Origin of the sequence: Nocardioides marinus, from assembly GCF_013408145.1 — a bacterium.
In the GTDB taxonomy this organism is placed as follows: domain Bacteria; phylum Actinomycetota; class Actinomycetes; order Propionibacteriales; family Nocardioidaceae; genus Nocardioides; species Nocardioides marinus.
The window spans coordinates 2,757,589-2,772,431 of the sequence record NZ_JACBZI010000001.1 but is presented as its reverse complement, the minus strand read 5'-3'; the positions used below and the strand labels follow the sequence as shown (position 1 = coordinate 2,772,431).

At 72.7% G+C, this 14,843-nt stretch carries 13 protein-coding genes; 7 read left to right on the top strand and 6 right to left on the bottom strand.

What is annotated here, in order from left to right; genetic code table 11:
- Window positions 1-7: 7 nt before the first annotated feature.
- Window positions 8-1,123 carry a succinyldiaminopimelate transaminase gene (dapC, locus tag BKA05_RS13145; protein ID WP_218842405.1) on the top strand — a complete coding sequence of 372 codons (1,116 nt, stop codon included), beginning with the start codon at window positions 8-10 and terminating at the stop codon, window positions 1,121-1,123.
- 168 nt (window positions 1,124-1,291) lie between these two features.
- Here the strand turns inward: dapC and BKA05_RS13140 are convergent, their stop codons facing one another.
- Entirely contained in the window at window positions 1,292-1,678 is a 387-nt protein-coding gene (locus tag BKA05_RS13140) for a cupin domain-containing protein (protein ID WP_179531825.1), read from the bottom strand.
- Window positions 1,679-1,748: 70 nt separating this feature from the next.
- Here BKA05_RS13140 and BKA05_RS13135 point away from each other — a divergent pair, with 70 nt between their 5' ends.
- Window positions 1,749-3,680 carry a hypothetical protein gene (locus BKA05_RS13135; protein ID WP_179531824.1) on the top strand — a complete coding sequence of 644 codons (1,932 nt, stop codon included), beginning with the start codon at window positions 1,749-1,751 and terminating at the stop codon, window positions 3,678-3,680.
- 18 nt (window positions 3,681-3,698) lie between these two features.
- Here the strand turns inward: BKA05_RS13135 and BKA05_RS13130 are convergent, their stop codons facing one another.
- Genes BKA05_RS13130 through BKA05_RS13120 form a run of 3 tightly spaced genes read right to left on the bottom strand, consistent with a single transcriptional unit; the run spans window position 3,699 to window position 6,208 of the window.
- A complete protein-coding gene (locus BKA05_RS13130) occupies window positions 3,699-4,664 on the bottom strand; it encodes a VldE C-terminal domain-containing protein (RefSeq protein WP_343045670.1) in 966 nt (321 codons plus the stop codon).
- A gap of 27 nt (window positions 4,665-4,691) precedes the next feature.
- A complete protein-coding gene (dapD, locus tag BKA05_RS13125) occupies window positions 4,692-5,657 on the bottom strand; it encodes a 2,3,4,5-tetrahydropyridine-2,6-dicarboxylate N-succinyltransferase (RefSeq protein WP_179531823.1) in 966 nt (321 codons plus the stop codon).
- A gap of 23 nt (window positions 5,658-5,680) precedes the next feature.
- Window positions 5,681-6,208, bottom strand: coding sequence for a DinB family protein (locus tag BKA05_RS13120; protein WP_218842404.1), 528 nt, complete (start codon window positions 6,206-6,208; stop codon window positions 5,681-5,683).
- A 52-nt stretch (window positions 6,209-6,260) separates the two neighbouring features.
- On the opposite strand from BKA05_RS13120, the gene BKA05_RS13115 reads away from it, so the two are divergent.
- On the top strand, window positions 6,261-6,845 hold the full coding sequence (locus BKA05_RS13115) for a hypothetical protein (protein ID WP_179531822.1): 585 nt from the start codon (window positions 6,261-6,263) through the stop codon (window positions 6,843-6,845).
- A gap of 308 nt (window positions 6,846-7,153) precedes the next feature.
- Window positions 7,154-10,456 (top strand): isoleucine--tRNA ligase, encoded by a 3,303-nt coding sequence (gene ileS, locus BKA05_RS13110; protein WP_179531821.1) that lies wholly within the window; start codon window positions 7,154-7,156, stop codon window positions 10,454-10,456.
- Between the two features lie 81 nt (window positions 10,457-10,537).
- Here ileS and BKA05_RS13105 read toward each other — a convergent pair whose 3' ends face one another.
- Together BKA05_RS13105 and BKA05_RS13100 are read right to left on the bottom strand one after the other, a co-directional pair.
- Window positions 10,538-11,611, bottom strand: coding sequence for a helix-turn-helix transcriptional regulator (locus tag BKA05_RS13105; protein ID WP_179531820.1), 1,074 nt, complete (start codon window positions 11,609-11,611; stop codon window positions 10,538-10,540).
- A gap of 150 nt (window positions 11,612-11,761) precedes the next feature.
- Window positions 11,762-12,625, bottom strand: a complete 864-nt coding sequence (locus BKA05_RS13100; RefSeq protein WP_179531819.1) for an LLM class F420-dependent oxidoreductase — start codon at window positions 12,623-12,625, stop codon at window positions 11,762-11,764.
- Window positions 12,626-12,720: 95 nt separating this feature from the next.
- Here BKA05_RS13100 and dapE point away from each other — a divergent pair, with 95 nt between their 5' ends.
- The 3 genes from dapE to BKA05_RS13085 are packed head-to-tail and all read left to right on the top strand — an operon-like array spanning window position 12,721 to window position 14,832.
- Complete coding sequence (gene dapE / locus BKA05_RS13095) at window positions 12,721-13,809, top strand: succinyl-diaminopimelate desuccinylase (protein WP_179531818.1); 1,089 nt, start codon at window positions 12,721-12,723, stop codon at window positions 13,807-13,809.
- Window positions 13,796-14,560: an LOG family protein gene (locus BKA05_RS13090; protein ID WP_179531817.1), complete on the top strand. Its 765-nt coding sequence runs from the start codon at window positions 13,796-13,798 to the stop codon at window positions 14,558-14,560. Before dapE ends, BKA05_RS13090 begins: the two co-directional genes overlap by 14 nt.
- Window positions 14,557-14,832: a DivIVA domain-containing protein gene (locus BKA05_RS13085; protein WP_246289800.1), complete on the top strand. Its 276-nt coding sequence runs from the start codon at window positions 14,557-14,559 to the stop codon at window positions 14,830-14,832. Before BKA05_RS13090 ends, BKA05_RS13085 begins: the two co-directional genes overlap by 4 nt.
- Window positions 14,833-14,843: the final 11 nt, after the last annotated feature.

Below are 14,843 nucleotides of genomic sequence, written 5' to 3'. Positions count from 1 at the left end.
CGACCCGTTGGTCCTCCGTACGCCGGGCCGGCGCGTCTCCGCGCGCCTGCCCGACTTCCCCTGGGACAGCCTGGCCGCGCACAAGGCGACCGCCTCCGCCCACCCCGACGGGCTCGTCGACCTCTCGGTCGGCACGCCGGTCGACCCGACGCCGGAGGTGGCCCGGGCAGCGCTGCGTGAGCACGCCGACTCTCCGGGCTACCCGGTCACCATCGGCGTCGAGCGGGTCCGGCAAGCCTGCCTGGACTGGCTCGAGCGCCGCCACGGCGTGACCGGTCTCGGGCTCGACCAGGTCATCCCCTCGATCGGCTCCAAGGAGCTCGTCGCGACCCTGGCCCAGCACCTGGGCGTCGGGCCGGGGGACACGGTCGTGTTCCCGGAGCTGGCCTACCCGACGTACGAGGTGGGTGCGGCGCTGGCCGGGGCCACCCCGGTCGCCACCGACTCGCTGGTCTCGCTCGGGCCGACCGCACCGGCGCTGCTGTGGCTCAACAGCCCCTCCAACCCGACCGGCCGGGTGCTGCCGCCCGACCACCTGCGCAAGGTCGTGGAGTGGTGCCGCGAGCGCGGCACGGTCCTGGTCTCCGACGAGTGCTACCTCGAGTGCGCGTGGGAGGCCGAGCCGGTCTCGGTGCTGCACCCCTCGATCAACGGCGGCTCGACCGAGGGCATCCTGGCGCTGCACTCGCTGTCCAAGCGCTCCAACCTCGCCGGCTACCGCTGCGCGTTCGTCGCCGGCGACCCCGACCTGGTCGGCGAGCTGCTCGCGGTCCGCAAGAACCTCGGGCTCATCGTCCCCGGCCCCATGCAGCACGCGATGGCCGCCGCGCTCGACGACGACGCCCACGCCGATGAGCAGCACGCGCGCTACGCCGCCCGGCGTAGCGCCCTGCGGGCCGCGCTGGAGTCGGCAGGCTTCCGGGTCGACCACTCCGAGGCCTCGCTCTACCTCTGGAGCAGCCGCGACGAGGACTGCTGGGACACCGTCTCCTGGCTCGCCGACCGCGGGATCCTCGTCGCCCCCGGCTCCTTCTACGGCTCCGCCGGGTCCCGGCACGTCCGCGTCGCCTTCACCGCCACCGACGAGCGCATCGGCGCCGCCGTCGAGCGGTTGTTGGGCTGAAATCCGGGTACTCCGCATTCGATTTCACCCTCAGCGCGCGCTGAGGGTGAGATTTCATTCGGAGTATCGCGAGGTCGGAGTCCCCTCAGCCGCGACCGTGCCCCGCGCCCTGGCGGGTCAGGCGAGCCGCGAGCCGCCATCCCAGGCGGTGCAGTCGCGGGAGGAGCCTCACGCGGGTGCTGCCAGTCCGACGAGCATGTGGTCGAGGACGGCGGTGTGGGCCACGGTCGGGCTGAAGACGACCACCTCGGCGTCCTCCTGGACCGCGACCGAGTGACCGGCGGGCCAGTGGAAGAGGTCGCCGGTGGAGCATCGTTCCACGGTGCCGTCGGTGTAGGTCACGACGAGGGCGCCGGTGACGACGAAGCCCCAGTGGGGGGACTGGCAGGCGTCATCGGGCAGCCCCTGCAGGAGGGGGCTGATGTCGAGCCCGGCGTCGAGGGAGAAGTGCTCGGCCCCGATGAGCCCGTCCGCCGTGCCGAAGTCCGGTAGCTGGCGGACCTTCGCCCCGGGGACGTCGATCTTGGTGGGGATGTCCTGCTTGGCGATGCGCATGGTGGCTCTCCTTCGATGACGGGACTGCTGACACCCCCTCCTGCGTGACATGCGGTGTCACACTGTGACGGTGCGGACCTCCGCGGCTCCCCAGGAGCCAGCCCGACTCGAGGAGCGGGCCCGGCGGGCCTACGCCGACGGTGACCTCGACGGGGCCCTGGACGGCTACGAGCAACTGCACGCGCTGCACCTGCGTGAGGGCGACCCGGAGGAGGCCGCCCGGGCCGCCATGAGGCTCGCGCTCCACCTGCTCATCGACTCGGGCCTGATGTCGTCGGTGCGCGGCTGGGTCAGTCGGGCCGAACGACTGGTCGTGGGCTCACCCGACCACCCGTTGCATGCGATGGTCGCGGTCGTCCGGGCCTACGAGCGCTTCTTCGCGGGCGACCTCGCGGCGTCCGCCGCGCTGGCCGACCGAGCAGTGGCCCTCGGGCGTCGCCTGGACGTGCACGCGGCGGTCGTCATCGGCCGGACCGCCCAGGCCCGCCTGGCTGTCAGCGCCGGTCGCGTCGAGGAGGGGCTCGGCATGCTCGACGAGCTGGCGGTCGACCTGGCCTCACCTGAGCTCGACTCCATGACAGCGGGGATGATGCTGTGCGAGCTGGTCTGCTGCGCCCAGGGCCTCGGACGCCTCGACCTGGCGCGGGAGTGGACCGAGGTGTTCGACCGGTGGCGCCACGACCAGCTCTTCGGAGGGCTCCACGGACGCTGCCGGGTGCACCGCGCCGAGCTCCTGCGGGCCTCGGGCCCCGCGCGGGCGGCCGAGGACGAGGCGCTCGCGGCCTGCGAGGAGCTGAGGCCGTGGCTGCGCCGGGAGCTGGGGTGGCCGCTGGTCGAGCTGGGGACCATCCGACTGCAGCGAGGTGACCTGGTCGGGGCGGAGGAGGCGCTGCTGGCGGCGTACGCCCATGCCTGGTGCCCGCAACCGGCGCTGGCCCGGGTGCGGCTGGCGCAGGGCCGCGTCGCCGAGGCCCTCGACATGCTCGTCGACGCCGTCGCCCACCCGCTGCCCATGCCCTCCAAGGAGCGCCCGCCCTTCCACGACCTGCGGTTGGCCCCGCTCCTGGAGGGGTTGGCCGAGGTTGCGGCGGCCGCCCGTCGCCCGGATCTCGTCGACCATGCCGCCGACCGCCTGCGCGGCATCGCCGAGCGGTACGGCGGACCGGGGCTCGCCGCCCTGGCCGCGGTCGCCCGGACCCGGGCGCTGCTGGCGGCGGGCGAGCCGGCCGTGGCGCAGGCCCAGACCGCCGTCTCGGCCACGGCCGACGCCGGGTGGTCCTACGAGGCCGCCGTCGCGCGGGGCCTGCTGGCGCGGGCCCACGACGTCGCCGGGGAGGCCACCCCAGCGGCAGAGGAGCGGTTGGCGGCGCAGTCCGGGTTCGCGGCCTTCGGGGTGCCCTGCGCCGCGCCGAGCGGGGGACCCGGGTGGGGACCGGGATGGTCGCCGCGTCGAGTGCCGGGGCGATGGACACGCGAGGGCGACCTGCGCTGGGTGGGACTCGCCGACGAGGGTGGCCCGGTGCGCGACCTCAAGGGCCTGCGGTACCTGCGGGTGCTCCTGGCCGCTGCGGGCCGGGAGGTGCATGTGCTCGACCTGGTGGCCGCGGAGTCGGGATCGGTCCTGGAGGAGCCGGGCCTGACGGCCATCGACGAGGCTGCCCGGGTGGCCTACCGCCGCCGGCTGCTCGAGGCCGATGAGGACCTCCAGGAGGCACTCGAGGAGCACGACTTGGCGCGCCAGGAGCTGGCGATGCGGGACCGCGAGTTCCTGCTGGCCGAGCTGGGGGCGGCCGTGGGGCTGCACGGCCGCGTGCGCACCGTGGGCGGGTCCGCGGAGCGCGCTCGCACCGCCGTCACCCGCTCCATCCGCTACGCGCTGGCGCGTCTCGCGGAGCAGCACCCCGCGGTGGCCGCCCACCTCGACGCCACGGTGATCACCGGCACCTGGTGCCGCTACCGGCCCGACCCGCTGGTCGAGGTCGAGTGGGAGGTCGGGGCGTAGACGCTCTGCTCGCCCGCCTCAGCTGAACACGTCGACGTGCACGTGGTCGCGGTGGGCCAGGACGTCGGGGTCCCCGGGGCGGTCGGGGGTGTCGTACTTCCGCCAGCCCTCGTCGCTGCGGCGGGCGGTCCAGATCTTGGCGTCGAAGATGATCGTCTGGATGGACAGCCGCTCGGCCTGCGCCACGAGGTACGACGCGACGGCCCAGCCGCGGGTCCGGCTGGCGTCGCTGATCGGCCGGAAGAAGATGTCGACCGCGCGACCGTCGTAGTGCGTCGACCCGGGGATGTGGCCGTCCCGCACGCCACCGGGGGCGAACCCGCCCAGGGAGAGGGGGCCGAAGACCGCCACCGCCTCCGTCCGCACGTCCTCGGCCCGCGGGGTCAGCCCGTTGCCGCCCAGCCGGGCGTCGGCCGCCTCGGCCGTGCCGGGGACCTCGCAGTGGAACGCGGCCCGGGAGTTGCCGGTCAGCGCGCTGGCCAGGGCGCGGGCGTCGTCCTCGTGGTCGGCGTAGGCCTCGGGGAACGCCGAGCGCTGCACGGCCTGCGCGGCCTCGGTGATCGGCAGGTCGCGGTAGCCCTCGATCTCGACCAGCGCGTCGTAGAAGGCGTTCGTGGCGTGCACCGGGTCGGTGACCTCGCGCTTGGTGCCCCACCCCTGCGACGGCCGCTGCTGGAAGAGCCCCAGCGAGTCGCGGTCACCGGTGGTCAGGTTGCGAATGCCCGACTCCTGGTAGGCGGTCGCGAGCGCGATCGACACCGCCCGCGCCGGCAGCCCGCGTCGTACGCCGATGGCCGCGATCAGCCCGGCGTTCTCGGCCTGCTCGGGGGTGAGCTCGACGGTCCGGCCGCCGACCGTCGCCTCGCATCGGTCGGGGAGGAACCCCGGGCCGATCTCGCGCACGACGTACCAGGCGCCCACGGCCGTGGCGGCCACGAGCCCGAGGGCCAGCAGGGCGCCGACGGCCTTGCTCGCGGGGTTCACGCCCCCATGGTCCGGGACGGCTCCAAGTCAGTTCTTGTGCAGGTCGGCGTTGAGCGCGATGCCCTCGCCCTTCCACGGCACGGCCTCGACGGCGCCGGTGACGGAGTTGCGACGGAACAGCACGTTGCTGGCGCCGGAGAGCTCGGCGGCCTTGATGACCTCGCCGTCCTCGACGCCGGCGACACCGCGGACGGTCACCTTGGTGCCGGCGGTGACGTAGCAACCGGCCTCGACCACGCAGTCGTCGCCCAGCGAGATGCCCAGGCCGGCGTTGGCGCCGAGCAGGCAGCGCTCGCCGATGGAGATGACCTGCTTGCCGCCGCCGGACAGGGTGCCCATGATCGAGGCCCCGCCGCCCACGTCGGAGCCGTCGCCGACGACGACGCCGGCCGAGATGCGGCCCTCGACCATCGAGGCGCCGAGCGTGCCGGCGTTGAAGTTCACGAAGCCCTCGTGCATGACGGTGGTGCCCGAGGCGAGGTGGGCGCCCAGGCGCACGCGGTCGGCGTCGGCGATGCGCACGCCGGTGGGGACGACGTAGTCGGTCATCCGCGGGAACTTGTCGATCCCGTAGACCGACACGTGCTGACCGTGCATCCGCATCCGGGCACGGGTGTCCTCGAAGCCCTCGACCGCGCACGGCCCGGCGCTGGTCCACACCACGTTGGTGAGCAGACCGAACTGGCCCTCCAACGACAGGCCGTGCGGTGCCACGAGCCGGTGGGAGAGCAGGTGCAGGCGCAGCCACACCTCGGCGGTGGTGGTCGGGGCGGCGGCGAGGTCGGCGATCTCGACGGTCACGACCTCGCGGCGGATGCGGCGTGCGTGGTCGCTGCCGGTCGCCTCGACCAGCTCACGGGGAGCCTCGTCGTCGGCGGGACGCTCACCGAGGTGGGGGTGGGGGAACCACACGTCCAGGACGCTGCCCTCGGTGGCGGAGTCGGTCGAGACGGTGGCCAGTCCGTGGGCCCAGGCAGAGGTCGCAGTACTCACGGCTCCACCCTAGAACGCAGCGGTCACTGCCCGACGCGGCCGTCCAGGCACTCGCGCAGCAGGTCCACGTGACCCAGGTGACGGGCGTACTCCTCGACCAGGTGCACCAGCACGTCGCGCACCTCGATCCGCTCGCCGTGCACCTCGACCAGCGCGTCCATCGCCATCGCGTCGGCCACCGACCGGGCGTGCGCGACCTCCTCGCGCCAGCGGGCCCAGGCCTCGTCGACGTACGCCGCCTCGACGGTGTCGGGGAGCGTGAACCCCGCGTCCTCGGACTGGAAGAGCCGCTCCAGCCCGGTCTCGCCCTCCAGCACCCGCCGCGCCCAGTGGTGCTCGACGCGGGCCAGGTGGCGCACCATGCCGAGCAGCGACATCCGCGACGGCGGCACCGACGCGGTCGCCATCTGCGCGGGGGAGAGGCCGCCGCACTTGAGCTCCAGCGTGGCGCGGTAGTGCTCGAGGTAGCCGAGCACCGTCTCCTTCTCGCCGCGGGTCGGACCGGCCTGCATCCGCGGGTCCTCGTCCTGGGGCAGCCACATGTCGCTCATGCGCGCAGGAAACGCCATCGCGTCCAGCGGGGCAACTGGTTAGCCTCCGCGCATGTCCTCGGGAGAGCTGCTCGTCGTGATCGGCCCGCCAGCGGTCGGGAAGATGACCGTCGGGCGCACGATCACGGCCGCCTCCGACTTCCGGCTCTTCCACAACCACCACGTCATCGAGCCGCTGGCCGAGGTGTTCGGCTTCGGGCACCCGGGCTTCGAGCGGCTCAAGGAGGCGTGGCGGCGCGAGGTCGTCGAGGAGGCCGCCGCGTCCGGGATGCGGCTGGTCGCCACGTTCGTGTGGGGCGTCGACCTGCCCGAGGACGCCGACTACGTGCGCCGCTTCATCGCGCCGTACGCCGACCGCGGGCTGCGGGTCTCGTTCGTCGAGCTGTACGCGGGGCTGGAGACGCGGCTGGTGCGCAACACCGGCGCCGACCGGGTCGCCGCCAAGCCCTCCAAGAGCGACCTCGAGTGGTCGCAGCGCCACGTCGTGGAGATGGACCGCGAGCGGATGAACACCGACCCCGATCGGCCCAGTCCCGCCGACGTGGTCCTCGCCGAGCACCGGCACCTGCGTCTGGACAACACCGACCTCTCCCCGGAGGAGGTCGCCGCGCGGGTGCTCGCCTGGCTCGCGGGCTGAGGGGAACCCATTTCCGGATCGACCGCGCTGCGCCGTACCATCCGACGTACAGGCGTCTGAGCCGTCATCAGCGGCGAGCCTCCGGAAGAACGGTCCCGACGAGCTCGACCACCGAGCGACGCGGGACTCAGTAGAACCGGACGGGTAGGCCCGTCACAGCCGTGAACGAGTGGTGGTCTCGACACGCTCGACCAGCTGGTCGGGACCGCAAGCAGGGTGGTACCGCGGTCCGCGAGGGTCGTCCCTGGGTGTCGACATGCTCGACGATCGAAGACCCAGACGACCAGCAGACGCAGGAGAGCCCAGCGATGACCTACCCCAAGGTCTCCCACACCGACGCCTCGTCGGTCCCCAGCAGCCCGCGCTTCCCCGAGATCGAGGAGCGGGTGCTGGCCTACTGGGCCGCCGACGGCACCTTCCAGGCCTCCATCGACCAGCGCGACCCGGGCGAGCGCGGCGAGAACGAGTTCGTCTTCTACGACGGCCCGCCGTTCGCCAACGGCCTGCCGCACTACGGCCACCTGCTCACCGGCTACGTCAAGGACCTCGTCCCGCGCTACCAGACGATGCGAGGCAAGCGCGTGGAGCGCCGCTTCGGCTGGGACACCCACGGCCTGCCCGCCGAGCTCGAGGCGATGCGTCTCAACGGCATCAAGACCACCGACGAGATCGTCGAGCTCGGCATCGAGAAGTTCAACGACGCCTGCCGCGAGTCGGTCATGAAGTACACCGGCGAGTGGCGCGACTACGTCACCCGCCAGGCCCGCTGGGTCGACTTCGACCACGACTACAAGACGATGAACCCCGACTACATGGAGTCGGTCATCTGGGCGTTCAAGTCCCTGCACGACAAGGGTCTGGTCTACGAGGGCTTCCGCGTCCTGCCGTACTGCTGGAACGACGAGACGCCGCTGTCCAACCACGAGCTGCGGATGGACGACGACGTCTACAAGCAGGTCCAGGACCCGGCGGTCACCGTCGGCCTGCGGATGCACGCCACCGGGGAGGACGAGGTCCTCGACGGCGCGCACCTGCTGGTGTGGACGACCACGCCCTGGACCCTGCCCAGCCACCTGGCCGTGATGGTCGGCTCCGAGATCGAGTACGTCGTCGTCGAGGGCCCGGTCCCGGGCACGGAGGAGAAGGCCAAGTACGTCGTCGCGGAGGCCCGGCTGACGGCGTACAAGCGCGAGCTCTTCCCCGACGCCGACGAGGCGACGGTCCTCGGTCGCTACACCGGTGCCCAGCTGGTCGGGCGCACCTACGACCCGCCGTTCTCCTACTACGCCGACCATGCCGGCGAGGAGTTCGGTCGCGCGTTCCGTGTCGTCGCCGCCGACGACGCCGTCACCACCACCGACGGTGTCGGCCTGGTGCACACCGCCGGCGCGTTCGGTGAGGTCGACAAGGAGGTCACCGACCGCGAGGGCATCGAGGCGGTCATGCCGGTCGGCAAGGACGGCCGCTTCACCCACCCCGTCACCGACTACGCCGGCATGCGCGTCTTCGACGCCAACCTGCACATCATCGACCACCTCAAGGCCGCCACCCGTGGCGAGGGCGAGATCGGCAGCGTCACCCCCGGCACGATCCTGCTGCGCCGCGAGACCTACGACCACTCCTACCCGCACTGCTGGCGCTGCCGCGAGCCGCTGATCTACAAGGGCGTCTCGTCGTGGTTCGTCGAGGTCACCGCGATCAAGCAGCGGATGCTCGAGCTCAACCAGCAGATCAACTGGGTGCCCGGGCACATCCAGGACGGCCAGTTCGGTCGCTGGCTGGAGAACGCCCGCGACTGGTCGATCACCCGCAACCGCTTCTGGGGCAGCCCGGTGCCGGTGTGGAAGTCCGACGACGAGGCGTACCCGCGCATCGACGTCTACGGCTCGTTCGAGGAGATCGAGCGCGACTTCGGCACGCTCCCGCGCAACGCGGCCGGCGAGCCCGACCTGCACCGGCCGTTCGTGGACGACCTGGTGCGTCCCAACCCCGACGACCCCACCGGCAAGAGCATGATGCGCCGAGTCCCGGACGTGCTCGACGTGTGGTTCGACTCGGGCTCGATGTCCTACGCCCAGGTGCACTACCCGTTCGAGAACGCCGACTGGTTCGCCGGCACCGCCGGCAAGGACGCGCACTTCCCGGCCGACTTCATCGTCGAGTACATCGGCCAGACCCGCGGCTGGTTCTACACGCTGCACATCCTCGCGACCGCGCTCTTCGACAAGCCGGCCTTCGAGAACTGCATCAGCCACGGCATCGTGCTCGGCTCCGACGGCAACAAGATGTCGAAGTCGCTGCGCAACTACCCCGACGTGCGCGAGGTCTTCGACCGCGACGGCGCCGACGCGATGCGCTGGTTCCTCATGGCCTCACCCATCCTGCGCGGTGGCAACCTCATCGTCACCGAGCAGGGCATCCGCGACTCGGTGCGCCAGGTGATGATCCCGCTGTGGAACAGCTGGTACTTCTTCCAGCTCTACGCCAACGCCGCCGCCGACGGCGCGGGCGTCGACGTCGAGGGCTCGACCGACTCCACCGACCCGCTGGACCGCTACCTGCTGGCCAAGTGCCGCGACTACGTCGCCGACATGACCGAGGCCCTCGACGGGTACGCCGTCGCCGACGCCTGCGAGCTGACGCGCGGCTTCCTCGACGTGCTGACCAACTGGTACATCCGCCGCTCCCGCGACCGGTTCTGGGACGAGGACGCCCAGGCCTTCTCGACGCTGCACACGGTGCTCGAGACGGTCTGCCGCGCCACCGCGCCGCTGCTGCCGCTGACCACCGAGGAGATCTGGCGCGGCCTGACCGGCGGCCGCTCGGTGCACCTGGCCGACTACCCGGCGGCCGACCGGCTGCCCGCCGACGACGCGCTCGTGGCCGCCATGGACACGGTGCGCGAGGTCTGCTCGGCGACCTCGGCGCTGCGCAAGGCGCGCTCGCTGCGCAACCGGCTGCCGCTGTCCACGCTCACCGTGGTCGTCGCCGACCCCGCCGGGTTGGAGGGCTTCGAGTCGATCGTGGCCGACGAGGTGAACGTGAAGACGGTCCGACTGCTCGCCGCGGACGCGGACGAGGCCGCGGCGTACGGCGTGGAGCAGAAGCTCACCGTCAACGCCCGTGCCGCCGGTCCGCGCCTGGGCAAGGACGTCCAGCAGGCCATCAAGGGCTCGAAGTCCGGTGACTGGTCGGTGGCCGAGGACGGCACCGTCACCGCCGGCGGGCTGGCGCTGGTCGAGGGGGAGTACACCCTCGAGACCGTCGCCGGTGCCGCGGACGACGCCACCGCGGTGGGCATGCTGCCGGCCGGCGGCTTCGTGGTCCTCGACACCACCGTCACCGACGAGCTGGCCGCCGAGGGCCTGGCCCGCGACCTGGTCCGCGCCGTGCAGCAGGCCCGCCGTGACGCCGGCCTGGAGGTCTCGGACCGCATCCGCCTGGTCGTCGGCGGCTCCGAGGCGCTGCGGGCCGCGGCCCGCACCCACGAGCAGATGGTGTGCGAGGAGACCCTCACGACGTCGTACGCCGTGGGGCCGGCCGACGCCGACGCCCTGCTCGTCGACCTCGGCGCCGGAGAGAAGGCGACGCTCAGCGTCACCAGGGCCTGACGGGTCGTGTGGCTCAGCGCGCGCCATGGCGCCCGCTGAGCCACACGAGGCCGACCCGGGGGAGACGGCCGGGGAGGTCCGCTAGCCGGTCGAGCCGTGCCGGCCGAGGACGCGCTCGGCGTACCAGCTGTTGAACAGGTGCGAGACGACCTCCGTGCGGCTGGTCGTCCCGGTCTTGCGGAACACCGCCTTGAGGTGGTCGCGCACGGTGTGCGGCGACACGCACAGGCGCGCGGCCATGGTCTCGGTGCTCTCGCCGCGTGCCAGGCCGAGGGTGACCTCGCGCTCGCGCGCGCTGAGGCCGTGGGCGCGGGCGAGGAGGTCCGCGATCTCCGGCGGCGCGGTGGGCTCGACGATGACGACCCGGTCGTCGCTGTCGACGGCCGGTGCGACGTGCAGCGTCACCCAGCGACCGTCGGCCGCGCGGGTCCGCAGGCGCGCGGTGCCGATGTCGCGGGTGCCGAGCGCGGCGACGGTGTGCAGGGCGGAGTGGGTGTCCTGGGAGTCCCGCGGCACCAGGAGCGCCAGCCAGGCCGCGCCGGCGGCGGTGCCCGGCCGGACCTCGCCGTCCGGTGAGACCAGGAGCAGCCCCGGGCCCGTCTCGTCCGCCCCGTCGCGCGCCGCCCGCTCCAGCGCCTGGCGGCGGATGCCACGGGCGACCACGGGGGCCAAGCGGGCCAGGAGGTCCAGCTCCTCGGTGTCGAAGTCGCGGCTGCCGCGCTCGCGGTGCAGCTCGATGGCTCCCCAGGTGCCCGACGCGTCGCCGACGGTGAGCCGCACCTCGTGCTCGAGCCCCCGCGGCCGCATCACCTCACGGTGGCGGGCGCTGCGGCGTACCGGGTCGTCGCAGTCGCGCGCCAGCACGGCCACGCGCCCGGTGCCGGCGAGGTCGCGGAAGAGGTTGACGTCCTCGACGTTGAGCTCGTGGTGGAACCAGGGGGCGCAGGTGTCGGGTGCGAAGCCGTCCACGTGCGCGTCGGTGAACAGCGTCGTGCTCGGGTCGGTGGTGAACCACACGCCGCAGTCCCAGCCCACGGCCGGGCGCACCCGCTGCGCCAGCCCGGCCAGCAGGTCGGTCTCGACGGTCGCGCTGCCGCAGAAGCGGCGTACGCCTGCGAGGGTGCGTTCGGCGCAGTCGGGGCTGAGCGTGGGCATGCGTCCTCCGGTGTGGGGCCGGTCCGAGACGGTCCTACGAGACTAGGCCCGCTCCGGCCCGCCCGCACCCCCTCAGATGGGGGGGCGTGCGGGTCAGCGGGCGCCATGGCGCCCGCTGGGGGGCACGACCCTGCCGGGTCAGCCGGCCGGTCAGCCGATGAGTGCCGGCGGCTGGATGCCCAGCCGGTCGGCCATCCGGTCCAGCGAGGCGATGACCTCGTCCGGGGCCTTGTCGGGCACGCCCCAGATCAGCTCGGAGACGCCCTGCTCGGCCCAGCGCACGAGGTCGTCGGGGTTCGGCTTGAACGCGATGAGGATGCGGATGTCCGGCAGTCCGTCGCGACCGGCCTCGGCCCAGGCGGCCTTGAGCTCCTCGATCTTGCCGGAGATGTCCTGCTGGGTCGGGGTGGTCATCCAGCCGTCGGCGTTCTCGGAGATCCACCTGAAGGTCTTCGGGCCGCCGCCGGCACCGATGATCAGCGGGATGTGCGCGGCCGGCTTGGGGTAGGCCCAGGACGGGCCGAACTGCACGAACTCCCCGTCGTACGACGCCTCCTCCTGCGTCCACAGGGCCCGCATGGCCTCGACGTACTCCCGCAGCACGGTGCGCCGCTTCTCGGCGGGCACGTGGTGGTCGGCGAGCTCGTCGGTGTTCCACCCGAACCCGGCGCCGATCTCGACGCGGCCGTCGGAGAGGTGGTCGAGGGTGGCGATCGTCTTGGCCAGCGTGATCGGGTCGGACTCGACCGGCAGCGCGACGGCCGTGGACAGCTTGATCCGCGAGGTGCGCGCGGCGACGGTGGCCAGCGAGACCCACGGGTCGAGCGTGCGCAGGTAGCGGTCGTCGGGCAGCGTCTCGTCCTTGGTGCCGGGGTGTGCAGCGGTCCGCTTGACGGGGATGTGGGTGTGCTCGGGCACGTAGAAGGTGTCGAAGCCGCGCTCCTCGGCCGCGACCGCGAGGTCGGCGGGCCGGATGCCGCGGTCGGAGGTGAACAGGACGAGTCCGTTGCGCATGCCCGCAGACTAGAACGTGTTGCAGTTCCTGGGAAGGGCATTCTGGACACCTGTCCAGTGAGCGGCCGCGACCCTCGGGCTGCTTGACTCTCCCCATGGCCTCCCTCGCCCACGGGCTCGACCTGACGGTGGACCCGGTCACCCTCACCCGCCACCTGGTGGACATCGAGTCCGTCAGCCACGACGAGGGCCGGATCGCCGACGCCGTCGAGGCCGCGCTGCGCACCCACCCGCACCTCGAGGTGACCCGCCGCGGCCACACGATCGTGGCCCGCACCGACCTCGGCCGCCCCGAGCGCGTGGTCATCGCCGGTCACCTCGACACCGTCCCGGTCAACGACAACCTGCCCAGCCGCCTCGACGAGGAGACCGGCATCCTGCACGGCTGCGGCACCTGCGACATGAAGGGCGGCGACGCGGTCCTGCTCCACCTCGCCGCGACGCTGCCCGAGCCGGTCCGCGACGTCACCTACGTCCTCTACGAGGCCGAGGAGGTCGAGGAGCGCTACAACGGCCTCAAGCACCTCGCAGAGCGCGAGCCCGAGCTGCTCACCGCCGACTTCGCGATCCTCATGGAGCCCTCCAACGCCGGTGTCGAGGCCGGCTGCCAGGGCACCCTGCGCGTCGAGGTCACCACCACCGGCGAGCGCGCCCACTCCGCCCGCTCCTGGAAGGGCGTCAACGCCATCCACGCCGCCACCGACGTCCTCGCACGGCTGCAGGCCTACGAGCCGCGTCGTCCGGTGATCGACGGGCTGGAGTACCACGAGGGCCTCAACGCCGTGCGCATCCGCGGGGGAGTGGCCGGCAACGTCGTCCCCGACGAGTGCGTCGTCGAGGTCAACTACCGCTTCGCACCCGACCGGTCGACCGACGAGGCGGTGGCGTTCGTGACCGAGTTCTTCGCGCCGTACGACGTCCGCCTCACCGACCTGGCGCCCGGCGCGCTGCCCGGCCTGGACCGGCCGGCCGCCGCGGCGTTCGTCGAGGCGACCGGCGGCCAGGTGGCGCCGAAGTTCGGCTGGACCGACGTCGCCCGCTTCACCTCGCTGGGCGTCCCGGCGGTCAACTACGGGCCGGGTGACCCGTTGTTCGCCCACAAGGCCGACGAGCACGTGAAGATCTCCGACATCGAGACCTGCGCGACGACGCTGAGGGGGTGGCTCACCGATGGGCTGGCGTGACGAGAAGGGCCGGGCGAGCCGGTTCAAGGGGCCGGTGCGGCTGCGCCGCGACCAGGTGCCGAGCACCACGACCGACCAGCGGCTGCTGGACTCCCGCGGGCCGCACGACTGGGTGCACACCGACCCGTGGCGGGTGCTGCGGATCCAGGCGGAGTTCGTCGAGGGCTTCGGGCAGCTCGCCGAGCTCGGCTCCGCGGTGGCCGTCTTCGGGTCGGCCCGCACCAAGCCCGACGAGCCGGCCTTCGCCCAGGCCGAGGAGGTCGGCCGCAAGCTGGTCGAGGCGGGCTTCGCGGTGGTCACCGGCGGCGGGCCCGGCGCGATGGAGGCCGCGAACCGCGGCGCCAGCCAGGCCGGGGGGATCAGCGTCGGCCTCGGCATCGAGCTGCCCTTCGAGTCCGGGCTCAACGACTGGGTCGACGTCGGCATCAACTTCCGCTACTTCTTCGTGCGCAAGACGATGTTCGTGAAGTACTCCCAGGGCTACATCGTCCTGCCGGGCGGTGTCGGCACCCTCGACGAGCTCTTCGAGGCGCTCACCCTGGCCCAGACGCGCAAGGTCACGCAGTTCCCGATCGTACTGCTGGGCACCGCCTACTGGCGCGGCCTGCTGGACTGGATGCGCGACACGCAGCTGGCGGAGGGCAAGATCTCGCAGGCCGACCTGGACATGATGGTGCTGACCGACGACGTCGACGAGGCGGTGGCCCTGATGGTCGCCGCCCGCGAGCAGGAGGAGGACCCGGCGCGATGATGTGGCTGTTCGCGATCTTGTCGGTGCTGCTGCTGGGCGGGGTCGCCGTGGTCGCCGCCGGCATGGGCACCCCCCTCGCCGAGGAGTACGACGACCGCCCCGACGCCGCCGTGCCGGCCGACCGGCCGATCGGTCCCGAGGACCTGCGGCGGGTCCGCTTCTCGGTCGCGCTGCGCGGCTACCGCATGAGCGAGGTGGACGCGCTGCTGGCCCGGCTCGCCGACGAGCAGGCGGCACGGGCCGAGGGTCGTGGCGCCACGGGCGAGGAGTGAGGCACACTCAC